The organism is Candidatus Krumholzibacteriia bacterium (genome assembly GCA_030748535.1).
In the GTDB taxonomy this organism is placed as follows: Bacteria; Krumholzibacteriota; Krumholzibacteriia; order JACNKJ01; family JACNKJ01; genus JASMLU01.
Genome location: JASMLU010000001.1, coordinates 335100 through 359983, shown reverse-complemented (window position 1 = coordinate 359983; position 24884 = coordinate 335100). Strand labels below are relative to the sequence as shown.

23 protein-coding genes are annotated in these 24884 nt (G+C 57.0%); 19 read left to right on the top strand and 4 right to left on the bottom strand.

The window, feature by feature from the left end:
• Positions 1 to 95: 95 nt before the first annotated feature.
• The 8 genes from QGH30_01705 to QGH30_01670 all read left to right on the top strand — a co-directional run bounded on the left by QGH30_01705 (position 96) and on the right by QGH30_01670 (position 9536).
• Entirely contained in the window at positions 96 to 1103 is a 1008-nt protein-coding gene (locus QGH30_01705; GenBank protein MDP7021055.1) for a DUF1223 domain-containing protein, read from the top strand.
• A complete protein-coding gene (locus QGH30_01700) occupies positions 1103 to 2899 on the top strand; it encodes a T9SS type A sorting domain-containing protein (GenBank protein MDP7021054.1) in 1797 nt (598 codons plus the stop codon). Before QGH30_01705 ends, QGH30_01700 begins: the two co-directional genes overlap by 1 nt.
• A 34-nt stretch (positions 2900 to 2933) precedes the next feature.
• Positions 2934 to 3458, top strand: a complete 525-nt coding sequence (locus tag QGH30_01695) for a TlpA disulfide reductase family protein (GenBank protein MDP7021053.1) — start codon at positions 2934 to 2936, stop codon at positions 3456 to 3458.
• Positions 3448 to 4914, top strand: a complete 1467-nt coding sequence (locus QGH30_01690; GenBank protein MDP7021052.1) for a DUF6029 family protein — start codon at positions 3448 to 3450, stop codon at positions 4912 to 4914. The genes QGH30_01695 and QGH30_01690 overlap by 11 nt, the downstream gene beginning before the upstream one ends.
• A 96-nt stretch (positions 4915 to 5010) precedes the next feature.
• The gene (locus QGH30_01685; protein MDP7021051.1) at positions 5011 to 6273 is read left to right on the top strand and encodes a hypothetical protein; all 1263 of its coding nucleotides are present in this window, start codon (positions 5011 to 5013) and stop codon (positions 6271 to 6273) included.
• Positions 6266 to 7507, top strand: a complete 1242-nt coding sequence (locus tag QGH30_01680) for a hypothetical protein (protein MDP7021050.1) — start codon at positions 6266 to 6268, stop codon at positions 7505 to 7507. The genes QGH30_01685 and QGH30_01680 overlap by 8 nt, the downstream gene beginning before the upstream one ends.
• Before the next feature lie 12 nt (positions 7508 to 7519).
• Positions 7520 to 8350 (top strand): tetratricopeptide repeat protein, encoded by an 831-nt coding sequence (locus QGH30_01675; protein MDP7021049.1) that lies wholly within the window; start codon positions 7520 to 7522, stop codon positions 8348 to 8350.
• Between the two features lie 121 nt (positions 8351 to 8471).
• Entirely contained in the window at positions 8472 to 9536 is a 1065-nt protein-coding gene (locus QGH30_01670; protein ID MDP7021048.1) for a hypothetical protein, read from the top strand.
• A 6-nt stretch (positions 9537 to 9542) separates the two neighbouring features.
• Here the strand turns inward: QGH30_01670 and QGH30_01665 are convergent, their stop codons facing one another.
• The gene (locus QGH30_01665; protein MDP7021047.1) at positions 9543 to 10388 is read right to left on the bottom strand and encodes an MBL fold metallo-hydrolase; all 846 of its coding nucleotides are present in this window, start codon (positions 10386 to 10388) and stop codon (positions 9543 to 9545) included.
• Positions 10389 to 10445: 57 nt separating this feature from the next.
• Here QGH30_01665 and QGH30_01660 point away from each other — a divergent pair, with 57 nt between their 5' ends.
• Positions 10446 to 11264, top strand: a complete 819-nt coding sequence (locus QGH30_01660) for an inositol monophosphatase family protein (GenBank protein MDP7021046.1) — start codon at positions 10446 to 10448, stop codon at positions 11262 to 11264.
• Here QGH30_01660 and QGH30_01655 read toward each other — a convergent pair.
• Complete coding sequence (locus tag QGH30_01655) at positions 11248 to 11880, bottom strand: hypothetical protein (GenBank protein ID MDP7021045.1); 633 nt, start codon at positions 11878 to 11880, stop codon at positions 11248 to 11250. The two genes, QGH30_01660 and QGH30_01655, sit on opposite strands and share 17 nt — an antisense overlap.
• 128 nt (positions 11881 to 12008) lie before the next feature.
• Between QGH30_01655 and QGH30_01650 the strand changes: the two genes are divergently transcribed.
• From QGH30_01650 to QGH30_01615, 8 genes are all read left to right on the top strand, one after another.
• Positions 12009 to 13709, top strand: a complete 1701-nt coding sequence (locus QGH30_01650; protein ID MDP7021044.1) for a cytochrome c biogenesis protein ResB — start codon at positions 12009 to 12011, stop codon at positions 13707 to 13709.
• Positions 13706 to 15490: a cytochrome c biogenesis protein CcsA gene (gene ccsA, locus QGH30_01645; GenBank protein ID MDP7021043.1), complete on the top strand. Its 1785-nt coding sequence runs from the start codon at positions 13706 to 13708 to the stop codon at positions 15488 to 15490. Before QGH30_01650 ends, ccsA begins: the two co-directional genes overlap by 4 nt.
• Positions 15491 to 15492: 2 nt before the next feature.
• Positions 15493 to 15726: a MoaD/ThiS family protein gene (locus tag QGH30_01640; protein MDP7021042.1), complete on the top strand. Its 234-nt coding sequence runs from the start codon at positions 15493 to 15495 to the stop codon at positions 15724 to 15726.
• Positions 15726 to 16127 (top strand): molybdenum cofactor biosynthesis protein MoaE, encoded by a 402-nt coding sequence (locus QGH30_01635; GenBank protein ID MDP7021041.1) that lies wholly within the window; start codon positions 15726 to 15728, stop codon positions 16125 to 16127. Before QGH30_01640 ends, QGH30_01635 begins: the two co-directional genes overlap by 1 nt.
• Positions 16117 to 17574, top strand: coding sequence for a leucyl aminopeptidase (locus QGH30_01630; protein MDP7021040.1), 1458 nt, complete (start codon positions 16117 to 16119; stop codon positions 17572 to 17574). The genes QGH30_01635 and QGH30_01630 overlap by 11 nt, the downstream gene beginning before the upstream one ends.
• Before the next feature lie 81 nt (positions 17575 to 17655).
• Positions 17656 to 18039 carry a holo-ACP synthase gene (gene acpS / locus QGH30_01625; protein MDP7021039.1) on the top strand — a complete coding sequence of 128 codons (384 nt, stop codon included), beginning with the start codon at positions 17656 to 17658 and terminating at the stop codon, positions 18037 to 18039.
• Positions 18032 to 18565: an NYN domain-containing protein gene (locus QGH30_01620; protein MDP7021038.1), complete on the top strand. Its 534-nt coding sequence runs from the start codon at positions 18032 to 18034 to the stop codon at positions 18563 to 18565. Before acpS ends, QGH30_01620 begins: the two co-directional genes overlap by 8 nt.
• Positions 18555 to 19331, top strand: a complete 777-nt coding sequence (locus tag QGH30_01615) for an exodeoxyribonuclease III (protein ID MDP7021037.1) — start codon at positions 18555 to 18557, stop codon at positions 19329 to 19331. Before QGH30_01620 ends, QGH30_01615 begins: the two co-directional genes overlap by 11 nt.
• On the opposite strand, the gene QGH30_01610 is transcribed toward QGH30_01615, so the two are convergent.
• The gene (locus QGH30_01610) at positions 19326 to 19859 is read right to left on the bottom strand and encodes a molybdenum cofactor guanylyltransferase (GenBank protein ID MDP7021036.1); all 534 of its coding nucleotides are present in this window, start codon (positions 19857 to 19859) and stop codon (positions 19326 to 19328) included. The genes QGH30_01615 and QGH30_01610 overlap by 6 nt on opposite strands.
• A 309-nt stretch (positions 19860 to 20168) precedes the next feature.
• On the bottom strand, positions 20169 to 20723 hold the full coding sequence (locus QGH30_01605) for an RNA methyltransferase (protein ID MDP7021035.1): 555 nt from the start codon (positions 20721 to 20723) through the stop codon (positions 20169 to 20171).
• Positions 20724 to 20854: 131 nt separating this feature from the next.
• On the opposite strand from QGH30_01605, the gene QGH30_01600 reads away from it, so the two are divergent.
• Together QGH30_01600 and QGH30_01595 are read left to right on the top strand one after the other, a co-directional pair.
• Positions 20855 to 23995 (top strand): UvrD-helicase domain-containing protein, encoded by a 3141-nt coding sequence (locus QGH30_01600; GenBank protein MDP7021034.1) that lies wholly within the window; start codon positions 20855 to 20857, stop codon positions 23993 to 23995.
• A complete protein-coding gene (locus QGH30_01595) occupies positions 23992 to 24831 on the top strand; it encodes a hypothetical protein (GenBank protein MDP7021033.1) in 840 nt (279 codons plus the stop codon). Before QGH30_01600 ends, QGH30_01595 begins: the two co-directional genes overlap by 4 nt.
• Positions 24832 to 24884: the final 53 nt, after the last annotated feature.

Sequence of the window (24884 nt, the reverse complement as noted above, 5' to 3'; positions counted from 1 at the left end):
GAGGCTTGGTTATTTCTGGTATCCTATTGTTAACCTAGGCAATTAGAACTTTCCGCCCTCGCGAAAAGTGAAGGTTATTTGTGCGTCTTCTTCTCATGGCTCCCCTGATTTTTCTCCTGCAGGTTACTGTCTGTGGTCAGGAGGACCCTCTGGCTCCGGATCCTTCGGACTCTGCCTTTCTCTGGCTTGAAGCTCGCGATGAGGCGGGTCTCTCGCATGAAGGGGCCAGCCTGAGGGTTGCGGGAAACCTGCAGGAAGGGACGATTCCCCTGCAACTGGAACTGCCGGGAGGAGAGTCCTATCTCTTTGCACTTGAGCAGGATGGTTTCCTTTTCAGCCCCGCTGAAACCAGTTTGTCCCTGCATGCCGGAAGCCACGATACCCTGACCTTCCTTGCAGAAGAATTGCCGGAGGAAGTTCAGCGCCTGGTGATTATCGAGGATTTCTCGAACACGGACTGCTCGACCTGCCCACAGGCGGATGAGGCGCTCTGGGAGGCGGTGGAGGTGATCTCCGGAGAGGTTCTTCCTTTGGCCTTCCATGTCTTTTGGCCCCAGTGGGGGGATCCATTCTATCAGTACAATCCCGCTATGCAGAATCAGCGTTACCAGTTCTATGGGATCTCCTCCGCCCCGAACATCCGTGTGGATGGAGCCGTAGTCGGGGATCCCTTTGACAGTGATGCCATCCGTGCGGCCGCAGAGTATCGGCTTCTTGCCGAACCCTCTCTCTCGCTACAGGTAGAGAGTCACAGCTCCGAGAGTGAGATTACGGTCAGCGCCGAGGGGGAGGTGCTTCTGGATCCGGGAGCCGGAGCCTGGAGGCTTTACCTTCTTCTATACGAAACCCATGTGGAATATGCCGCAGACAACGGTCAAACCGAGTTTCTGAACTCAGTGCGGCATGTGAACAGTGAGAGCGGTGCCCTCGGTATTCCGATCTCCTTGAATGTGGGCGAGTCCTTTTCCGCCTTGGTGGTTTTCACCCCCGACTTCAATGAAGTAAACCCCGACAGTCTCCGGGCGGCAGCCTTTGTGCAAAGCTCGTCCGGGGATCAACTCATTCTTGACGCAGCCATGGAAGACAACTCTGGAGGACCCTGATGCGTAGCATGCTATTCACGCTTTGTATGATCTCTCTTCTCACTGTTCCGACCCTGGCTGAGGACAGCTTCAGTTTCACGCCATCGCTTGTCTCGGCAGTGGCCGGTGACTACGAACAGATTGATTTTCAGTCAGTCGTGGAAAACACGGGCACTGAATTGATCACTCTCACCGTAGGAAAGCACGATGAGGATCTTCCTGCCGGTTGGATGGGACTGATTTGTGTCGGGGATTACTGCTATGGGCCGGAAGTGGATGAGGCCAGCTTCGATCTTGCACCCGGAGCCAGTGAGACTCTCCATCTTTATATGAACCTCTCCGACTCTCCGGTTTCCGGTAGCATGACCATGGACCTTTCCAGCAGTGCTGGTGACGGGTTCACGGGGCTGCCTCTTCAAGCCTGGCACAGTGGGAGCAGTGACATTCCCGACTTTACCGTAACGCCACTGAATCTCAATGAGGTGGGAGGAACCGGCGAGCAGCTGACCTTTTACTCCTACATCAGCAATCTGGGTGAAGCCGCTCTCAGCTTTGATATCTCGAAGGTCAACGATCTTCCCGCAGACTGGATCAGCCTGATCTGCGTGGGGGTTACCTGCTACGGTCCGGAAGTTTACGATGTCATGGCCAGTGTGGATCCGGGGGCTCTGGAAATCCTGAGCCTCTACATGAATGTCGGAGTGGCTACGGGCGTGGGAAGAGTGGCAATGAGTGTGGCCGACAATCCGGAAACCCTGCGGGAAGACTATGAGGTCGTGGGGGTGCACGAGGACTCACCGGTGGAGTTCTTCTTTGAGCCTCAGGTCCTCAGTGCCGTGGGAGGAGACTATGAGCAGTTGACCTTCCTTGCGAACATCCGGAACCTGGCTCCCGTTTCCCAGTCTTTCACCCTGAGCAAGGATGAAGGCTCTCTGCCCTCCGGCTGGCTTTCGATGATCTGTCTGGATGATTATTGCTATAGCCCTTCGCAGAACACGGTCACCTTTGATCTGGCTCCGGGGGGCAGCACGGAACTGAAGCTCTATGTGAATCTGGATGATGTCCCCGATGAAGGTCGCGTGTTGCTGGATCTCTCCGCCGGTCGCGGTGCTGACATCGAAGATCTTGTCCTGCGGGCCTACCATTCCGGATTTGCCTCCATTCCTCCCTTTACGGTGACGACCGTGGAACTGGCCGATGCGGGCGCGGATTACGAGCAGTTGACCTACTACGCCTACATCAGCAATCTCGGGGCTTCCGCCGCCGACTTTGATATCCACAAGTCGGAGGCCCTGCCCGCTGACTGGATGGCCATGATCTGCGTGGACGGATTCTGTTACGGTCCCACGGTGCATGATGTGATTGCAAACATCGCAGGTCTCGGGATTTCCGAACTGCGGGTCTATATCAATCTTGGCGCTGTCGAGGGCGTGGGCACTGTGGACATGACGGTCGCAGACATTCCGCTCACCCACAGCGAGTCCTATCAACTGCGGGGCGTACACGAGAATCTGGTGGGCGTGGATCCCGGGGACTTTGCTGCGGGTCTGCTCCTTCGCGGAAACTTCCCAAACCCCTTTAACCCAAAGACGGAAATCGTCTTCGATTCAGAGCTTGCAGGCCTGGCAACCTTGCTGATTTACTCGCCTGAGGGGAGACTTATCGAGCAACGCCTGCTCACGGTTCATGAGGGAAGCAACCGGCTGCCTTTCCAGGCGGAGGATGCGGGGGGAAGGGCCCTGTCCAGCGGAGTCTACCTCTATCGAATTCAGGGAGATGCGGGGCAGGCCACGGGCCGGATGCTCCTGCTGAAATAGATTGCTTGATCAGCATTCTGCGAAAGGAATCGCAATGAAGAGGATTCTCCTGTGTGTTCTTGTCCTTCTGATGGCTTTTTCTGCACTGGCGGAGAAAGCGCGCAGGGCTCCGGATGTGATTCTTCAGGACTTGTCCGGGAAGAAGCACAAACTCGATGACTTCCTGGGAGAAGAGGCCGTTCTCCTGAACTTCTGGGCGACCTGGTGCAAGCCCTGTCTTGCCGAGCTTCCCCAGATCGAGAAATTCCACGAGCAGTGGGAAGAGCGGGGGCTGACCCTCCTGACGGTCTGTATCGATGATCCGCGAACGCAGAAACAGGTAAAGCCCTTCGTCAAGCGCCACGGATTCCAGTTTCCGGTCTACACGGATCCGAACCAGAAGGCCTTGCGGATGATGGGGGGGCGGGGAGTTCCCTACAATGTCCTCATTGCCCCCGATGGCCGGATGCTGGATTTGCAGACGGGTTTTCCTCCCAAAACCGTAAAACGCTGGGAGGCGCTCCTGGAAAAAGAACTGCCCGCGCTATCCGTCCCGGAGGACAAGAGCCGTGAAAACTAGTTCCCTCTGCCTTTTGGTGCTGCCTCTGGCCCTGCCTGTGTTTGCGCAGGATTTCTCCCTGATGGCCTCCAATGAGCTTCAGGCAAGCCACGACCCCGAAAGGGAGATCGACATCATCGAGGATTGGCTGGATCTGGATCTCTATGGCGAGGCCTGGAGATTCGGGCTGAGATATTCCTCCTTCTCTCCGCCTGACCCCACGGTGAGTACGGACGGGAAAGCCAGCGAGGGCTTGAGTCACCGCTTTGCGGAGTTCACGATGGGGAAGAGCAGGCTGAGGGTCGGTACTTTCACCAAGCTCTTCGGTCGGGGGATGGTTCTCCGCAGTTTTGAGAACCGGGATCTGCGAGTGGACACGAATCTGGATGGACTGCTTCTTGAGCAGGAGGAAGAGAACTGGACTGCCTCTCTTCTGACGGGGCGCGTGGAAAATGGTCAAATGGAAACGGGCGAGCGCAAGCGCGGGGACCGGATTAGCGGCCTGGACTTTGACTACCGCTTGAATTGCCATCATTTCGGGGGCAGTGCTCTGGTCATGGAGGATGGTTCGGAATTCTCCCCCCAGATGCAGTCCCTTCGTGCGGGTTTTCAGAATGAGACCTTCTCTCTGGACTGGGAGGGAGGCCGGAAGCTGCGGGGACCGGGACGGGAGAACGGGCAGGGTCATGTCCTGGAAGCTTCCTGGCAGTCGGGGCCCTTTACGGCTTTTGGAGCCCTGAAACAGTACGAGAACTTTGCCTTGAAGACCCATGACGGCAAGCTCATGAACCAGCCTCCGGTTCTTCTGCATGACGCGCGGGCGACGCTGCTGAACCGGCATCCCCACGAACTCGACCCGGAGGACGAACAGGGAATCCTGCTGGACCTCTCGGCCAGTACTTCGAAAGGGATCTTCACCGTTTCCTATGCAGAGAGTCGGTCTCTGGAAGAGGGCAAGCTGGACGGGGAGTTCCGGGAGTCCTTCCTCGAGTGGGATGGGACTCTGGCCGCTCTTGATGCGCCCCTGCACTTGATGCTTGACTTCCAACAGGTGGCCGCCAGTGATTCTCTTGCACGCTGGAGTCTGGACTATTATCTGACTCTGGTGATGGATCTCCATATCAGCAGCGAGCATGGCAACTGGACTTTCCAGTGGGAGCATCAACACAAGAACTCTGACATCGTTGGCCAGTACGATGACGAGTTCCTGATGCTGGAGTATCAGGACTGGGACGGCTGGAGTTTGTCCCTCTACACCGAGTTTCTGAACTGGTCAAGGGATCAGCAGATCTGGGAGAGGCAGGAAAAAGAGCGGACACGCTGGACCGGTGTGCAGTTCGCAAGGCACCTGGGCAAGCACCATGAACTGCGCCTGGGAGTGGGTGGCCGCCGCTCCGGGTATCTCTGCGTGGGCGGGGTCTGCCGTTACGAACCCGCATTTGACGGGGTGGAACTCTTTCTTCTCAGCAGATTTTAGCTATCTTTCACAAGATCAAGGGCTTGTTTGACAAGCTTGGGGGGCTGTGATAATTCTCGGCAGCTTCTTTTGAAACCTGAATTCTGGATGGATTGCGTGAGAAACTCCCTGATCGCACTCGGGCTTCTGCTCTTGCTGACGGCGGCCTGCCTGAGACCCGGCCCTACTCCTCTGGGCCCCGAGCTTTCGGATCTGCCGGTTCCTCCTGTGGTGGAACGGATGGTGGACTCCACTTTGGTCAGTTCCATCTTCTCATGGGATGAGCCGCTTCCCCTCTTCAATCCCACAATGCTCTTTTGTGGGCGAGACAGTGTGAGCGGATTTCACTCCGAGCCCCTTTTCAGTTTTCACTTGGACGATTTCGCAGGTTCGCCCTCATCCCTTCTGCAGGCCGGACTGCTTCTCCATCTACCACCGCAGTTCTGGCCCGTGGAAGAAGATGCCCCCTGGGACAATCCTCACATTGAACGCGACCTGCAGGTTCGCCTTCTTCGTCTTTCCTCCTGGCCGGATCCGGAAGAACCTCTGGAGTCTCTGGAGGCTTTGGATGCCTGGGCGATCAGCGACGAGTATTTCCGGATTACCGACTATCAGACGCTCTACGGGATTCCTCTTCCTCTCGACAGTGTGCAGGCCTGGGTCGATTCGAGTGCCGTGGGGGAGGAAGTTCATATCGCTCTGGAACTCGCCCAGGACAGCGACGACGGGATTCTCCGGATCTATGCGATTTCCTCTCTTGCTCATGATGCCGATTCCGAAGAAGCTTCGGCGACCAGGGCTTCCCTGAAGATTCAGTATGAAACGGATGGGGGAGACACACCGGACTGGAACAAGGATTGCGAAAGAAACGGTCTGGCTCTCGGCCGAAGTTCTGAAGCCGATGCTACGCTGGAACTGGCCAGCGGACTTCCCCGATACTGCCACCTTGAACTGGATCTGCCAGAAAGCCTGCTAGATTCGAGCATCGTGGTTCTTGGTGCGCGCCTTTCACTCTACCCGGACTCTCTGGCCACCTTCGGGGTCGGACCCGAGGAAGACGGGCCTTGGGGAATCAGTCTTCGCCTTCTCGCTCCGCTTGACTCCCTGGATCATTCTTCGCCGCTGCTTCCGGAGGATGCAAGAGTTCTTCAAAGTTCGGTAGACCTCTATACCTCCTCGTCACAGCTCCAGGATCCTTTGGTGCTGACCATCACATCCTGGCTGCAGGACTGGATTCACGGGGAAGCGGACAATCACGGTCTGATTCTGGAACTGAACGGATTAGACGAACGCCTGCGATCGTTCCGATGGCACCAGGAAGGCCCCGGGCTGAGTCCGAGGCTGGAAGTCTTCAGTACGGGGAGGCCTGATTTTGACTAGGTTCTTCCTCCTCCTCCTTGCCGTAGCCTCCCTTGCTCTTGCCGAAAGTCCGATCGAACTTCAACTGCCCGGCGAAATGCTTCTCAACGGAGACGCCCACGACCTTGCTCTGGGCGGAAGCGCAGAAGCGCGCTGGGATCTTGCCAGCGGGCTTCCCTCAAACCCGGCCCTTCTGGCCTCGCTCGATGGAGTGACTTATGCCAGCGTCCTGCAGTTTCGGATTGCAAGTCGGGACACGATCGGAGGAACCTGGAAGGAGGGAAGGCAGGATTTCCCGGCCTTCCAGTTTACTCTGGCTCTTCCGAAGGACTGGAGACTCGGGATTGGATATCGATCACTTTTCCGAACTCGTGCTTCCTACTCGCTTTCAGGAGTGGTCGAGGATGTGCCGGAGGGTGACTGGGATGGAAGCTATCAGACTCACCTGAGTCAAAGCGGGGGGCAGGGCTCCTTTCCGATTTCCCTGGCCTGGGCCTGGAAGAACCATCTTCGTCTGGGAGCGGATCTATCTCTCTTGCGGGGGAACCTCCTCCAGGAGTGGGAATATGATTTCCCTGCCGAAGCGTCCGGAATCTATGACCGGAAAATCCGTCGAAGTGCGGAGTGGAGCGGGACACAGTGGGGAGCGGGACTTCAGGCCCGGCCTGCCGAGGGCTTCAGCCTGTCTCTTCACTATCGCGGGGAGAGCAATCTCCAGGGAGAACAGTCCGAAGAAGTGAGCGGGGAAGAAGAGGATACCCCTACAGGCCTTGAAGGAGTTTTTCCGGCTTCCTGGTCGGCGGGACTTGCATGGAAGTTGCCCGGCACACAGTGCCTCGGAAGTCTGCGCACGAATCTGGTCCTTTCTGCGAACTGGCTCCAGCAGTCCTGGAGTCAGTCCTCCTTGCCGCTTACGACCGGGAAGCTGCGGGATCTCTCGCGTCTGGGCCTGGGCCTGGAGTGGAACTTCTTATTGCCCCGCGTGGGGCTTCGCGAGGAGAGGAATATCCCCCTTCGCCTCGGTTTCCGTCATGCGAATCTTCCGACACTGGATCCTCTGGAGGGAAGCTATCTGGAGGAGATCCTCTGGTCTCTGGGAACCGGCTTCAAGGTTCAGGATGGAAAGGGCGATTGTGACCTTGCCTTTTTCCTTCAGGAGTATCAGGCTTCGGGAAAGAGAGTGGAGTTTCGTTGGGGGATGGCCTTGAGCTTGCGAAGCACTGAAAAGTGGAAACGCAGAACCCATCATTTCTAGACGAGGTAATTGATGAAAGCGCGGAAAATAGTCCTTCTTCTGATTCTGTTCCTGATCGGCCTGGCCGTTTTCACCCTGAAGTCGAAGGGAGAGCCGCTGGCAGTCTCCCGCGCCAGTTTCCTGATGGAGCTGGGCCTTCCTTTGGATCTTGTATCTCTACAGGCGCCCTTTCAGTCCAAGGACGATTTGCGACAGATCTGGTGTGATCGGATCTGGGAGCAGGACAGTGAATTGGGATTTCTGGAAAAGATCGAGGCCATAAAGATTCGTCTGCGCGAAGATCCTGACAATGCGCTTCTGTCCAAGCTTCTTGGCGACGCTTTCTTTGATTACGCAAGAGATGAAGGCGGGCAGAGCTATCTGGACAGCGCGCTTTACGCATACGAGAATGCCGCCCTGAAAATGGGGGACTTCTTGCCGGCTGTTGGCAGTGTGGGGCGTCTCTATGATGAAAGAGAAGACTACGATCAGGCGGTCTACTGGTACGAGAAAGCTTTGGAACTGGCGCCCCTGCATGTTCCCACTCTCTGTAATGCGGGGGGAGCCGAATACAATCGCGGCAATGTGAACGCTGCGATGGACTTTTATCGGAGGGCACTGGCGGCGGATCCTGGGAGCCAGGACGCTCACTACAATCTCGGTGTCGCCTTTGCGGAAAGCAGAATGTATGGCGAAGCAGTCGTGGAGTGGGAAAAAGTGGTCGCCATCGATCCCACCACTCCAGTTGCAGCGCAGGCGGACACCAATGCGAAACTCCTGCGGGATGTCCTGCAGGAAACCGTCTACCGTGAAGGCAAAAAGATCCGGAGGCTGGGGCTGGGGCAGGAAACCCAATCCCGGTAGATGGATGTGCTCTCCTCTGGGGGGATGGGTTTGGAACGATACGGATGTTTGGTGCTTTGATATTCCGGGGAGCGACCCCGGCTAGGTGCTGGCGGAAGTGTCGAAACAAAGGACTGGTGCAATGAAACGCATCGTACATGTCGTCGGAACGGGAACGATCGGGGAACCCCTGACCGGACTTCTGACGAGCTTTGGCAAGGAACTGGGCATCGATGAGGTGACCTTCCATAAGCGGACTCCCACTCCATTGGATCAGCCCAAGATCAAGGATCTCCTTCAACGGGGAGCCAAGCTCTGCGTGGATGGTTCGGCTCGGGGTGGCTTTGCCGAAATGGATCTCGAAGCAAGTTACGAGGCAGAAGAAGCCATCGAGCGCGCTTCCGTGATCATTGACTGTACTCCTGCGGGCAACGAGGAAAAGGAGCGTCTCTACAAAAAGTACGCAGACGGTAGCCGCCTCTTTCTTGCCCAGGGCAGTGAGTTCGGTTTTGGAAAGCCCTATGCACGGGGGATCAATGACGAGGTTCTTGAGCACGGCAAGGAGGAGTTCCTCCAGATCGTCAGTTGCAACACTCACAATGTTGCCGTGGTCATCGAGAACATTGCCTTGAAGCCCCACGGAGACGACAATCTGGCGGAAGGGCGTTTCGTCTGCATCCGCCGTGCCAATGACATTACGCAATCGAGCAAGTTCATCCCTTCCCCTGAAGTGGGAAGTCACGGGGATGCAAAGTTCGGCACCCACCATGCAAGGGATGTCTTCCACCTCTATGAGACGAAGGACATTCCCCTGAATGTTTTCTCCAGTGCGATGAAGGTGAACACCCAGTACATGCACATCATCCAGTTCAGCCTGAAGCTGAACCGGCCCACGGAGAAGGAGACCATCCTCGAGCAGATCGCCGGGAATGATCGCCTTGCCCAGACTCGCCAGAAGAGTTCCGGTGTGGTCTTCTCCTTCGGTCGGGATCACGGGCACTATGGCAGGATTCTCAATCAGACCGTGTTTGCCCTGCCCAGCCTGCATGTGAGTGAGGACGGGAAAGAAGTCACCGGCTACTGTTTCACGCCCCAGGACGGCAACAGCCTTCTGTCCAGCGTGTCCGCAGCGGTCTGGCATCTCTATCCGGATGAGGTCACCGAGAGGCTGAATGCTCTGAAGCCTTACTTCTTCGACGAGATGTAGCTTCCTCTAGACACGGGGGAGAGGTCGGAATACCGGCTTCTCCCCCTTTTTTGTTTTCACCCACTCGATTTTCCCGAGCGCGTTTTCATCTGCCTCATGTTCGAAGAAGAAGAGCCACCCTTCATCCCGGGCTCGTATCAGGATCTGTCTTTTGGTCTCCAGAGTTTCCAGCGGATAGAGATCGTAGCTCATGATCCAGGGCAGGGGAAGGTGACTGCTGGTCGGGAAGAGGTCTGCTGCATAGAAGACCGGTCCCTCTTCGGCTTCGACAAGAAGGGACTGATGCCCGCGCGTGTGTCCGGGCGTGGGGATCAGCCGAATCCCGGGGAGGACCTCCCCTTCGCCTTCCACAAGGTCCAGTTGCCCGGCTTCCTTTAGGGGCAGAAAATCGTCCGCAAGATAACTGGCCCGGCTTCTTTCACTGGGTTTGCAGGCGTCCAGCCACTCCTGCTTCTGCACGATGTATCGGGCCTGGGGGAAGGCGGGAAGGACACTTCCGCCTTCGAGAATTGTGTTGCCGCCGCAGTGGTCAAAATGAAGATGGGTATTGATGACATGACTGATCTCTTCGGGTCGCCGCCCGTGCGCCCGGAGGGCTTCGGCAAGTTTGCCCGTATTTTCCATGCCGTAGATCTTCCGGAAATCGTCGTCCCCCTTGGCTCCGTTTCCCGTGTCGATGAGGGCCAGAAATCCATCACCCTCAACAAGAAGGCAGTTGAGTCCGAGAAGGATCCGGTTCTGATCGTCCGGCGGATTGCATTTTTCCCAGAGATTTCGCGGAACCACTCCGAACATGGCGCCGCCATCAAGGCGGAAACTTCCATCGCGAAGATTGACAATTTTGTGTGCCATTCTATCCTTTCCTGCACCCTTTATAGGGGAACTTGATCTGGCGTGCAAGGAGGAGACATGCCGATTCCCGGATGGAATGAAGTGTTGCATGAGCAATTGCTCGAGGAAGTCCGGAAGGTGGGGGACTTCCAACTGGAGGAGTTCGGGAATCTGGATCCCGAGCAGGTGGACGAAAAGGGAACGCGGGATCTTGTCACCTGGGTGGATCGGGAGAGCGAAGACAGGCTGGCTCGTGTTCTGGAGGAATCCCTGCCCGAGGCCGCTCTCAGGGGCGAGGAGGGTCGTCAACGCAAGGGCCGGGGCGAGCTCTGCTGGCTTGTCGATCCCCTGGATGGGACCAGCAATTACTCCTATGGCCACCCTTTCTTTGCCATTTCTATAGCACTTCTCAAGGGCAAGCATCCGGTTCTGGGCATCATCCATGCTCCCGCTCTTCGGGAAACATTTCATGCCATTGATGGCCAGGGGGCTTTTCTCGATGATCGTCCACTGAAGGTGAGCCCTCGCAAGGATCCCGCGAACATGCTCTTTGCCACCGGCTTTGCAGAAGCTCGGCAGGTACACGCAGAGGTCAATCTTCGCAATATGGACCGGATGCTCCACGCAAGCCGGGGAGTGAGGAGAGCGGGTTCCGCAGCTTTGGACCTGGCCTATGTTGCTGCAGGACGCTTCGATGCCTTCTGGGAGATGGGTCTCCAATCCTGGGATATTGCGGCAGGGATCTGTCTGGTTCGATCTGCCGGGGGGAGAGTGAGTGACCTTCTGGGCCGGGAGGATCTGGTCTACGGTCAGTCCATCCTGGCTTCCAATGGGCTGGTGCATGATTGGATGCTCGAGGAACTGGAACTGGATCCCCGCTTCAGCGCAGAGTCCTGATTTCCAGAACCCGGATCCTCTTCCATTTGCCATCGACCCGGCTTCTGGCGGCGTGTTCCCGAACCCGGAAGTGCTCTCGGAAGCCATGGACAATCGCATCGGAAACGGGCCGTCCAGGCTCAGCAATCCAGGCGGCCGCACCCGGGAGCAGAGCCTCTTGCAGGAAGTGGCTCAGGGGCTCGAGGAATCGCTGCTCATAGAGAATGTCGCTTCCCAGAATGCTGTTGTATTGCAAAAGAGGCTTGGATCGCCAGTCCACAAGCCTTGCTCTTTCAGGAGCATAACCGTTGTTCTTCAGGTTGATTCTTAGGTACTCCAGAGCCTCAGGGCGGAAATCGCTCAAATACAGATTCCAGTTCATCCGCAGCGCAGCCAGCCCGGCCAGCCCCAATCCGCTTCCCAGCTCCAGTGCCAAGCCGGGTCTTGAGGGTCCTCTGCCGGAGAGGAGAAAGCGGATCAGTCCGTCTGCGCTCGGCCATATCTCCGCCCAGTAGGGAATGCGATCTTCCGCATCGCTGTCATCCGTGTCCATGCTCTCAAACAGCTCTTCCACTCCCGGAGGAAGCTGGAGTTCAAGGCTTCCCAGTGTTTCGGGAAGTCGAATATAGCGTCCCATGTTCCGCATTTTGAGAATCCTTGCTCCCGCTTTGGATCTTTGTATATTGGAAAAGATTCAAGATGGAATCCCCAATCTGAAAAGACGGGTGAATCCTGTCAATCGTTTCTCTCAACAGGAAGTGGTAAATGAGCCCCGCTTTCAAGCGCTTTCCTCTTTTCCGATTCCTGGCTTCCCTGAAAATCACTCTCCTACTCTTCCTCGTATTCGCCGTGAGCATTGCTGCGGCGACTTTTCTTGAGGGAAGTTACGGGCTGGAGGGTGCCCGCGGGATGGTCTACGATGCCCTCTGGTTTGAGATTCTTCTCGCAGCCCTGACCATCAATCTTGTTGCTCTCCTCCTGCTCAGGATGCCCTATCGTAGACGGCAGACTGGTTTTGTCATGGTGCACATTGCCGTGATTCTGATTCTGCTCAGTGCCGGCATCACCCGATTCTTCGGCTATGAGGGTAACATGCCCATTCGTGAGGGGCAGTCCACGGACTATCTCTACAGCAGGCTCCAGTACATTGGCCTCTCCAATGATGGCGCGTCCGAGTACAAACCCATCAATCTCTATCGACCGGGGAAGCAGTCTTTCCGCAAGTCCTACCAGTTGGGAGAAGAGCGCTATCGGGTCTCCGTGCGGGAGTACTGGCCTCACTACGAGGAAACCCTGCAGGAAGGCGAAGGGGGAGTGTCGGCTCTCAATTACGCCACATTCACGCAGGGGTCCATGAAGCAGGGGACGATCTTCGTGGGAGACACCCAGAGTCTGGGATCCTTGCAGGTTCATTTTGTGAAAGACGCCCTTCCGGCAGTGAAGGGCGGAGGCAATTACGGAAGTCTGGAGATTCCCTCCGAAGGAGATCCAGTATCTTTGCTCCTGACCCCGAATCTCCCGCTGGAGAAAAAGGTGGGGGACCGCATCTTCCGCATCCTGGAGTTCCACCCCGACTATGCTCGCAGGGACATGGTTCATGCGCCGGAGGAAATGAAGAATCCCATGATTCGGGTCGAGGTGGAAGGGCCCGAGGGAGTTCTCGGAGAGAGGATCCTCTTCGCCTTCTTCCCGGACTTTGGAATGGGCCATGCCGGACAGTCCGAAGAACTGGCGCAACTTCCCCTGCGCTACCGCTATGAGAACGGACTGGCCCTTCTCCTCAAGGCAGATGGCAGTCTTGAGGCCCGTGCAAGTGTCGACATGGAGAAGGTCGACATGGAGACCGGGGAAGCAAAAGAAACGCTGACCGCGGGAACGACCTTCTCCGTGGGCGAAAAAGAAGTACTTCGCGCCGGGGACTTTTCCTTTGTGCCGGTCGAGATTTACGAGTCGGCGATCTGGGTGCCCGGGCCGAGCGAGAACGAGAAGAAGCCCGCCGGTGTCTGGGTAGAAGTGAGGAATCCTGAAGGCGAGAGCGGCAAGATCCTCCTGACACAGGGAGGGCGTGGCGCGAACCGTCTGACCCTGGGGGATGAAACCCTGTCACTGCATTGGGGCTCGAGGAAGATCCAACTGGACTATTCTCTCTATCTGGACGACTTCCAGCTCCTGACTTATCCGGGTTCCAACAACCCGGCCAGTTATGAGAGCCATGTTCGCCTTTTCGATGAAGAAGCCGGCATCGACGGGCAGGAGTTCAGAATCTACATGAACCATCCACTCTCGCATCGGGGGAACAAGCACTTCCAGTCCTCCTATGACCCCGATCGCAAGGGAACGGTTCTTTCAGTGAATCATGATCCCGGCAAATGGCCCACCTATATCAGCTACATCCTGATCACGCTTGGATTCATTCTGGTGCTTGCCAAGAACTGGATCTGGCCTGTCGGCAAGGCATCCTCATGAAGAAAACCCTGATCCTCATTTTCTTCTCCCTGTTTCTATTGTCTCCTTCCGTCTATGCGTTTCCAAAGTCGGAGGGGGAAACTGACCTCATGTCGCAAAATACTCACGACCATTCGGCTCATGCGCCCATGCCGGTCAATCCCCGGATGAACTTTCTTTCCGGGGCCTCCCGGGATCGTCTCGGCTCCCTCTTCGTGCAGGACTTCCGGGGCAGGATGAAGCCTCTGGATACCCTGAGTCGTGAGATGCTCATGAAGGTCACCAAGAAGAGCAGCTATGAAGGATGGGAGCCGCTGGATCTCTTCCTCAGTTGGACGGTTCATCCCGAACACTGGTTACAGGAGCCCCTGATTGCGATCCGTTTTCCCGGGCTGAAGGAGCTTCTGGGGCTTTCCGAAGACACGGATCATGTCAGTGCCGCCAGCCTGATGGACGGGCAGGGCCGCTACCTTCTCGGCAGCAAGGTCGAAGAGGCCCTGAGGACGGCCGACCGCTCCCGCAGCAAACTGCAGAGGAAGCTCCTTATCTTTGATGAGCGCTTCAATCTTCTTTTGATGAGCATGCAGGGGCAGACGCTTCGCATCTACCCGGTTCCGGGCGACGAGAACAACACCTGGGAAGGGTCTGCAGAGATCTTTTCTGAACTTTCAGGGGAAACTCTGGAGGAGTACCGGGGAGTGGAGACAGGATTCCATGAAGCTCTCCGGAACATGAATGGTTCGGGCCTGCTGGTTTCGGTCTCCTCGCTAGCGGACCTTCAAGAGAAGTACGGCTCCGAAGTCTTGCCCTCTTCCCTGTCTTTGGGCTCCGAACTCCTGCTCAATCGTTGGAAGCCATTCAGCCGGGTGACGCTTCCCTATCTGGGCGCGTTTATTCTTCTGGCCCTGGCCTATGTCATCAGTCTCTTGCGCAGGAAGGGGGAACCCTGGACCTTGAAGAGCCCGCTCTATGCGATCGGCTTCCTGCTTTTTGCTGCGAGTTTCTTCTTTCACCTTATTGCCTATGTGCTTCGATGGTTTGCTTCCGGGCGCGCGCCCCTGAGCAACGGCTATGAATCCCTGATCTTTATCGCCATGGCGGTTGCGGTAGCGGGATTGATTTTCGAGTGGAAGGATCGTCGGGGAATCCTGGCGGGACTTGCTTCCTTCCTCAGTGCTTCGGTTCTGGGCGTTGCAATGATGGCTACCTTTGATCCTGCCATTGGACCCCTGGTTCCCGTTCTCAATTCCTACTGGCTGATCATTCATGTGACCGTCATTACCGGCAGCTACGGATTCCTCGGTCTGGGCGCACTGATGGCCGTGACCATTCTGGCCCTCCATTTTTTCAAGGGCCCGGACAAGGATTTCATTCGGCAGGCAATTCGCCGTCTGAACGACCTGCACTGGAAGGTCCTGACCACAGGTCTTGGCATGCTCAGCATCGGAACATTGCTGGGCGGAGTCTGGGCGAATGAATCCTGGGGCCGTTACTGGGGTTGGGATTCCAAGGAGACCTGGAGCCTGGTGACCATCCTGGTCTATGCCTCCGTGGTGCACTTCCGCTGGGTAAAGGCCCTCAATCGCCCCTGGACTCTGGCTGCAGGAAGTTTCTTTGCCCTGTCTTCTGTTCTGATGACCTACTTCGGCGTGAACTACCTGCTCTCCGGCTTGCATTCCTATGCAGGGGGAGAGGCCGTGAGCCTGCCCGCCTGGGTGTACTACGGATCGGCCTTCATGCTTCTCCTTCTGGCCAGCTCCCGCTGGTTTGACAAGAACCGTCACTGGGAGGTCAAGTCCTGAGCCTGCGACTTCTCTTTTTCGGGGAGATTGCCGAAGCCCTCGGCTGTGATGAGCGGGAAGTGGAACCGTTTCCCCGGGTCTCCGACCTTTGGAAGAGGCTTTGCGAGGAATCACCCGAACTGAAGACACTGTCTGGAAGTCTTCTTGTCGCGGTCAATCGGGACTATGTGAAGCTCGACCACTCCCTGAAGGACGAGGACGAAGTGGCCTTCTTCCCTCCAGTGTCGGGGGGATGATGTTTGAGGTCACCCGCGATCCCCTGGAGCTGCAGAGCCTTCTTGACCTTGTGAAGGATCCCTCTCATGGTGCCGTTCTCGGTTTTCTCGGCGTGGTTCGGGATCACAGTGGAGATCGGGAAGTCGAGGCTCTCGACTACAGTGCCTATCGCGAAATGGCCGAGGAGAAGATGCAGGAAATCGCTCGAGACCTACAAGAGGAGTACGGGCCGCTTTGCATTGTGGCCCGTCACCGGATTGGAGTTCTCCGGGTGGGAGAGGCCTCGCTGGCTCTTGCCGTGGGAGCACCCCACCGAAAAGAGGCTCTTCTGGCGATACAGGTTTTCATAGACCGCCTGAAGGAAATCGTGCCAATCTGGAAGAAAGACATCCCCGCAAAGGAGGAGAAGCGTGAGGATTAGTATCAAGGCGCAGGCCGGGTTGAAGGAATTTGAGAACTTTGTGGTTCTGGAAAGCAAAGAGGGGGAGAACTTCTCAGGGAGAAGCTTGCCCGAGAGGAAGCGGATTGCCGGAATCCGGGAGCTGGGAGATTTCACCGGAGAGGCCGGCAAGAGCCACCTCTTTTATGGGAGTAAGTCCTCCCGATGGCTTCTCGTGGGTCTGGGGAACAAGGCACCTTTTCTTCCGGAAGACTGGCGGAAGGCTGCTGATCAAGCCCAGCGGGCCTATTCTTCCCTTGGTATCAAGAAGGCCACCCTCCTGCTTTCCGAAGAGGCGGACATTTTTGAACTCGTCACGGGGCTTATTCTTTCCGGCTACAGCTATGACCGTTTCCGCAGTCGCAAGGACCATGGGAAGCGGCTTTCCACGGTGACGATTCTCATGCCTGCGAGTGTCAATCTCAAACAGGCGAATGCCCTGCGCCGCAAGGCGGAAGCTCATGCGAAGGGGACTCTGCTGGCTCGTGACCTGCTGTGTGCGCCGGGGAACCTGGCCACACCGACCTATCTTGCCGAAACTGCAAAGGCCATCGCAGAGAAGTCGGGAGGAAGGATCGAAACCCGTCTCAAGGATCGCAAGGCTCTGGAAGAGGGAGGCTTCACCGCTCATCTTGCGGTTGCCCGGGGAAGCGACGAGGAGCCTTGGCTTGTCGAGATGGACTACAATTCCGAAGCGGAGAAGACTCTCGTGCTGGTCGGAAAAGGCCTGACTTTCGACAGCGGCGGAATCTCGCTCAAGCCCGGCGCAGGCATGGAAGACATGAAGTACGACATGGGCGGTGCTGCTGCTGTGCTGGGTGTCTTCGAGGCCCTGGCAAAGCTCGACCTTCCCCTGCGCATCATCGGCCTGGTGGCCACCTGCGAAAACATGCCCAGCGGGCGTGCCTACAAGCCCGGCGATATTGTGACTTCCCGTAGCGGGAAGACCATCGAGGTGATCAATACCGATGCCGAAGGCCGCGTGGTGCTGGCCGATGCACTCGATTATGCGAAGGAGTTCAAGCCGGACTTCATGATTGATCTGGCCACGCTCACCGGAGCCTGCGTTATTGCTCTTGGAGGACTGACGGCGGGCATGCTCTGCAACAAGAAGGGGGAGGCCTTCCGGGATGCGATGATCGAGAGCGGAGGAAAGACCGGAGAGAGGGTCTGGCCGCTTCCCATGTTCGAGGAATATGGAGAGCAGATCCGGAGCAAAGTGGCTGATGTAAGAAACACCGGCGGCCGCGCGGCGGGAACGATCACCGCCGGGAAGTTCCTGCAGACCTTCGCCGATCACAGTCCCTGGATGCACCTGGACATCGCCGGAGTCACCTGGAGAGATAGCGATCGGGCCTATATTCCCAAGGGTGGAAACGGTTTTGGGGTTCGCCTGCTACTGGATTTCATTGAAAATGCAGAGCTTTAGCTTAATATAATTATGTGGATTCAAGGCTCGGCAATTCTGCCGGGCCTTGTCTTTTTCCTGAAGGCGGGATAGCATTTCATCATGATTCTCGGAACCGGCATAGATCTGGCCTCCCCGAGCAGATTGCAGGAGGCGCATGCTCGCAGGGGGCCGTCCCTGTTGCAGAGACTCTTTACGCCCGCCGAGATTGCTGACTGCCAGAGGCACCGGAATCCCTGGCCCGGTTTTGCGGCTCGATTTGCCGCCAAGGAAGCCTTCCTCAAAGCCCTGGGAACCGGGCTTCGCAAGGGACTTGCCTGGAAGCAAATGGAAGTGCGGAAGGATGATCTGGGACGCCCTTATCTCCACTGCACCGGGACGGCTGCTGAGCTTCTTCAGGACCTCGGGGCACGAAAAATCCATCTTTCTCTCAGTCATCTTGAGGATCTTGGCATTGCCCAGGTAGTTCTGGAGGGCCATGAGTGAGGTCTGGATCGATGCCTTCAATGTGATGCATCGCATGGAAGAGCTTCGACCGCTTCTCGACCAGGGAAGCGTGGAAGGACGAAGAGAAGCACGCCTGGAATTACAGCGACTGCTGATTCCCCTGCTCAGTCGTGACCGCAAGAGGTGGACCCTGGTGGTGGACGGTTCCCGTTACGGGCAGGAGATAGCGCCGGGACCTTTGCATATTCAGTATGCTCCCAGCGCGGATGACTGGATGATCGAATCTCTCCGGAAGCGGAAGAAGCCGGATGAGATCCTGCTTGTGTCCAGTGACCAGAAGGACATTGCCGGCCCTGCTCGCCAACTGGGAGCCCGAGTGATGAGCGCCGAGGAACTGATTGCCAGAATCAGAAAGAATAGAAGAGGAAAGGCAGTGGAAGAGAAGCCGCAGAGGATCAGTTCCGAGGAAGTGGATTACTGGCTGGAACAGTTCGGCGCGGGAGACGGCCCCTCGGGGAATGAAGCAAACGGGGACAAGAATCACGGGAGCCGCGATGAGGATTGAAAGCTGGAATGTCAACGGGATCCGGGCCGTCGAGCGCAAGGAAGAGATTCAGTGGTTTCGCAAGCCCGGCGGCCCGGACATTCTCTGTCTGCAGGAGACCAAGGCTCACCCGGATCAGTTGGAGGAAGAACTGAGGGCGCCGGAGGGCTGGACCTCACACTTTGCCTCTGCGGAAAAGAAAGGCTATTCCGGTGTGGTCACCTTTGTCCGGGACGGACTCCCTCTAAAGGGCGTGGAAGCCGGACTGGGCATCGAACGCTTTGACCGGGAGGGCCGTGTAATCTGCACGGACTTCGGGGACTTCCTTCTCTACAATATCTACTTCCCCAACGGGAAGGCCTCTGAAGAACGCCTGAGCTTCAAGATGGATTTCTACGAGGAGTTTCAGAAGCTCGTGAACCGGAAAGTCAAGGAGGGCCGAAAGGTCCTGGTCTGTGGCGATGTGAACACGGCCCACCGACCCATCGATCTTTCTCGCCCGAAAGAAAATGGGGGGACCAGCGGATTTTTGCCGGAGGAGCGAGCCTGGATCGACCGCTTTCTTGAATCCGGCTGGCGGGACAGTTTCCGGGAGATTCGCGGGGAGGAAACAGGGCAGTACAGTTGGTGGAGTCTCCGAAGTGGTGCGCGCGCGAGGAACATCGGCTGGCGCATCGACTATTTCTTCCTTAGTGATAACCTTCTCGGCAAACTGAAGGATGCCTGGATTCGTCCCGAGCAGATGGGAAGCGACCACTGTCCGGTAGGAGTCGAACTGAATCTATAGATCCCCGGGCTCGTTCCAGTTTTCCAGTTCCTTCTCTGGCAGATCGACAAGGCAAAGCTCCAGTTTGCAGAGAACATCGTGGAGTTTCCAGTTTCCCGATCTCAAGGCTTCTTCCAGAGCGGGTCTTGCCGAGGCACGCCAGAGTCCCGCCACCGGCTGGGCCTCCCCGTCGATGGAGGCGAGGGTGGCATCGGCCCGGGCCTTGCCGTCGAGAATCAGTCGAAGTGAGTCTTCCGAAAGGAAGGGCAGGTCCACGGCGAGGATCAGGGCCTCCTCGTCGCCAGCGTCCCGCAAGGCTGCCAGAATACCGCCCAGAGGCCCCGCTTCCTTTTGAACATCGGGGATTTCCGGGTAGCCGAGAGCTGGATAGCGGCTTCCGTTTCCGCTGAGTAAAAAGACCGGGCCACCGAGAGACTCGAGTAGCCCGGCCTGTTTTTCCAGCAAGGTCCCCCCGGAAGGATGGGGGAGAAGAGCCTTGTCATGACCCATTCTCCGACTCAATCCTCCGCAGAGCAGATAGCAGCGCAATCAGCAGCCTCCCGATGCTTTCTTTTTCTTCCCGCAGGAGGAGGAGGCGGAGGAGCGACCGCCGCTGCCTCGATCCTTGCTCCCGAGAAGAGAGCGACAATCTGATTTTGCTTCCTCACGAAGTCCAGTTCAAGAAGACTTTGTCCCTTCGCCTTGGCCGGAGTCAGGACCTCTGACTGCCAGGCCTCATAGCCACCTTTTCTGCTCCCAGTGGGGAAGGGGCAATCAGGATTTGCTTGTCCGCATATGCGAAAATACGGATTCCGCCGCTCCTGTCGAGACAGTTTTGTGAGAAAATTCACTTGAGGGCTATTCTTCCCGCCGGTTGGGGAGATAGTGTTCAGTCAGTTCCGGCGAACCGGAGGGGAGTTGACCGAATCTGTCCAGAAAATGATAGAGGGTAACGGCGAAACTGGAAGATACATTCAGGCTGTTCTTCATGCCCATCATGGGCAGGTGCAGCACGGCATCGGCCTGGCGAAGCAGTTCCCGGTCCACTCCGAGGACCTCGTGTCCAAAGACAAAGCAGGGTTTCTCCAGCCCTGGCCACTCAAAGAGAGACTGGCTGGAAGGGGTCATCTCGATGGCGACCAACTGGTATCCGTCGCTGCGAATCTGCTCCGCGGCGTCAAAGACCCGGAGGTGGTGGCTCCAGGGGACGCTGTCGGTGGAACCGAGAGCGGTCTTCTCCAACTTGCTGTTGGGGGGGAAGGCCGTGATGCCGGCAAGATAGAGATGGCCCAGGCGCAGGGCATCGGCGCTGCGGAACATGTCGCCGACATTGAAAGCACTCCGGATATTGTCCAGCAAGGCTGCGACCGGGCTTCTCGGCCCTTCGGGGGAGGCGGGACGATCCTTCCACATGGCGTGCAATTCAGAAATGGTGACACTCCTTTTCCTTAGTCTAGAAGATTGCCTCACGGATGCCAAGAGGAGAGCGCCATTCTTGACTTCCCCGCCTCCGCCTTTCATACTCGCTTTTCTGGAGGAATCGAATGGAAAGTCCCTGGGAACAACTGAAGAAGGAACTGAACCCCGAACAGCGAGAGGCAGTCTTTAGCAGCGCTCCTCACTGTCTGGTTCTGGCCGGCCCCGGAACGGGGAAGACCCGGACTCTGGTCAACCGGATCGTTTATCTGGCCAGCATGGAAGGCGTCCCTGCCGATGAAATCCTCGCGCTGACCTTCACTCGCAAGGCTGCAAAGGTCATGGTGGACCGCCTGTCAGGCTATCTCGGAAAAGAGTCTTCCGCCATCGCCGCAGGTACCTTCCATCATTTTGGACTTCATCTTCTGAGGGAGAATCCGGAACAGGCCGGAATTGCCCCAGGTTTTGTGCTGGCCGACGAGAACCGCCAGATCCAGATCTTGCGCATGGCTTGGGAGCGGCTTGGGATCTCATCCCGAAACCCGGAGCCCAAGGAACTGAGGGCCATGCTGGGTCTCTTTGGAATGCACCGGGCTGATCCCGGGAAAGCGGATCTCAGTTCACTAAAGAGAGAGCTTTTCGAAGAGTACCAGCGTTCTCTTCGCAGAGAGCAGGCTATCGACTTCGATGACATTCTCTTCCTCAGTCGGACCCTGCTTCAGGAATCACCGGAACTTCTCGAGAAGACCCGGATGCGTTGGAGCAGAGTCCTGGTCGATGAGTTCCAGGACACCGATGCTCTTCAATACCAACTGCTGAAACTGCTTCTTGCGGAAAAGAGCAGCAGCTTTCTTGTCGCGGACGACCAACAGAGCATCTACTCCTGGAGAGGGGCTGATCGCAGAAACCTGGAGAGCTACCGACAGGACTACCAGCCTCTGGAGATTGTTCTTCATGAGAACTACCGAAATCGGGAGAGGATTCTGAGTGCAGCTTCCCGGCTTCTCAATGCGGGGAAGGGGAAGGCCCGGACTCTGAGCAGTAGTGCCACAGGAAAGGGCGACTTCCATCTGGAGAGTTTTGATAGCGAAGCCAAAGAAGCCGAGTTCCTGATCTCCGACATCCGTCAAGCCCGCCTTCGCGACAGTTCCCTGCTCTGGAATGACATTGCGATTCTCTATCCCAAGCACTCGATCGGAGAGTATCTGGAAGGGCGCCTCATGTCCGAACGCATCCCCGCAGAACTGGTCTCGGGGCGCGCACTTCTTGACCAGGATCGAATCCGGAGAAGCGTTGCCATGCTCCGTCTTCTTCGGAACAGGAATGACGAGGAGGCTTGGGAAGTGCTTCTTCGGGACCGCCTCGGAGAAGGAGCCTTTTCCCTTTTTCGTGAAGTCTCCCGGTCCACCGGGAGCAGTTACCTGAAAGCCCTGCAGGCGATCCGAAGCCAGAGGGACGCGCTTCGCAGTCTTTCCCGGCGCTGGTCTGATTTCCAGAAAGGATCTGCGGATCTCACTGATGACCGGTTCCTGGAGCAGGCGGGGCAGGTTTTTCCAGACAGCCTTCAACTTCCCGGCCTTCTTCCGGAAAGAGAGATCGAGTCCGGAAGCAGGGACAGTCTGCTTTCGGCAGGGGATCGTCTGGAATCCCTGAGCCGGATCTCCTGGAAGCTGGATCAGTTGATCGGGCAGATCAGCAATCTCCGCACCGGTCAAAAAGGAAAAACGCTGGAGCAACTTCTTCGGGAAGTTCTCCTGCTCTTTGAGGATAGCCAGCGGGATCCTCTCCCGGGAAGCCCCCATGACCATGAGGGCCTCGATGAGCTTCTTCGGGAGTTCCGTACTCTGCTTGTGGGGGGAAAGAGGGTCGGCATTTCCTCAGGGGATGGCACTCTTGACCGGGTTCTTGCGGACATGCTTCGTCAGGGAATGGAACCCTGGTATCGCAGATCCATTACAGAGGGCCGGAAAGAGGAGAATTGCCTTCTCCTGGATTTTGAGAAGGAGCAACTCTCACTGGAAACGGGCTCCCGAAGCTACCCGGTCAGGGGAGAGGATCCGCGGATTCTGCTTTTTCGTCTGTATCAACTTTGGAGGAGTTCGGAGTTCCGGCCTCTTAGGGACTTTGTCGTCTTTGATTTGGAGACCACAGGTCTGGATACGAAGACCTGTGAGATTATCGAGATTGCGGGCATTCGCTATGAAGACGGAAGAGAGGTGGGCCGCTTTGAGTCTCTGGTGAAGTGTAAATCTCCGGTCCCACCCGCTTCCACCAAAATCCATGGCATTACCGATGAGATGCTCCTCGATGCTCCGGCACTGAAGGAGGCCCTCCGGGACTTCTCTCGTTTTGCAGGAGAGAGAGACCTGATTGCTCACAATGGCTCCAGTTATGATTTTCCGATCTACCAGCGAACGCTCGCGGAATGCGGGCTGGAACGACCCAGGCAGTCTCTCTTTGACACGGTCATTCTTGCCAGGTCGCTCTTTCCGAAACAGCGCAACAGCCTGGAGCATCTGAATGAGCGTTTCGGCATTGAGGCCAAGGCCCGCCACCGGGCCCTCGATGACTGTCGCTGCCTTGCAGAAGCCTTCGAGCAGATGCAGAAACTGAGTTTGAAGGAACTTGCGCGACGGTCCGGGCGGGAAGCTCTTCCGGCTCTGGCCCTGTCTCTGATCCTCCCTCCCCGGAAAGACACTTCCCAGTCTGAGGGAGACACCCGGGATCTGTTCCGTCAGGGAGTGCGGCGCCTTCTCTCCAGCGGGAATGAATTGCTCGACCGCATGCTCGGAGAAGATGAGAGAACGAGCATGGAGGAAGTTCTTCTCAAGAGCAGCGGATTGGAAAAAGAGGCTCCGGAACTTTTCCGTGGCAGGCGAAGCGAGGAGGATCGAATTCTCTCGCTGGTTCCCCGCTTCGATGAGTTATTCCTCGGGGATTCTCTTGCCAGCTTTCTGGACTTTCTGGCTCTCTACCAGGCCGCAGACCTGGCAGAGGGGAAAGACGCGGTTCAGTTGATGACAATCCATGCGGCAAAGGGTCTCGAGTTTCGGCGTGTGTACATCGTCGGTCTTGAAGAGAATGTCCTTCCCGGTTATTACGCTCTCCGAAGTCAGGACCCCGAAGAGGTTGAGGAGGAAAGGCGGCTTCTCTATGTCGCCATGACCCGTGCGGCTGAGTCCCTGACCCTGAGCAGGGTTGCCATAAGAGATGGCTTCCAGCAGGATCCCAGTCGCTTTCTGGAATCTTTCAACGAGGTTCACCAGTGAAGAAAGTCCTGATCCCCGTCTTTCTGATTCTCGTATTTCTCATCGCCTTTCGGGCCGTGGTGCTTCCTCTGGCCCAGCAGAGAGAGGAGCGCGCCCAGAGTTTCCGGACAGCACTGGCACTCCTTCCCGAAGAGACCCTTCATTTCCAGTATCAGCGCTACCGGACTCCGCCCTTTCCCGGGGATTGCCCGATTCCTCGCAGCGCAAAGTTCTCCAAGACTTTGGCAGAGGCGGGGATTTCAGCGACCGCTTCGCTGGAGGAACTTCTTCTGAAGACTCGCAGAAGAGAAGAGTGGATCCTTGCCGATTCCCAGAGCGGTAGTTTTCTCATCGGGCCGGAGCGCTTTCTCCCTTCGCTGATCTTTGAACCGATGCGGGAAATCAGAGTGCTGGGTTCTGACTTCCTGGCCTCCGCGGATTCGATACCGGTCGATGGAGACTGGCTTTCCGCACTTCCGGAGTGGTCGGAAGTGGAGGACCTTCTTCTTGCGGCCGATCTTCTTCATTATAGTAAAGAAACAGCGGGGACCACTCTTCTGGGGATCTACCGTGTCGGTTCCTCGCTGCTTCTGGAAGCCTATGTCTGGCAATGGCAGTCTGGTTCGCTCCCGGATCTGCTGGAACTCTACCCCTGGACAGATTCCGCAGACCGGGTGGAAGCGCTTCCCTCCTTGCCCTATCTTCGCCGGACAGCTCCCTGGGGACCCGATGGATTTCCCCTGAAGTCGAAAGAATCCCGTTACCGGGAAACCGGAGAGGGAATCCGTGCCATGAGCCTCTGGGTGGGGGAAGGATATGCGGCTCTCTTTGGTCTTCTGATGCCCCCTGGAAACTGAATTGAGGTTGACAGGCGGGAAAACCCTGAACAATATCTTCCCCATTGTGAAAG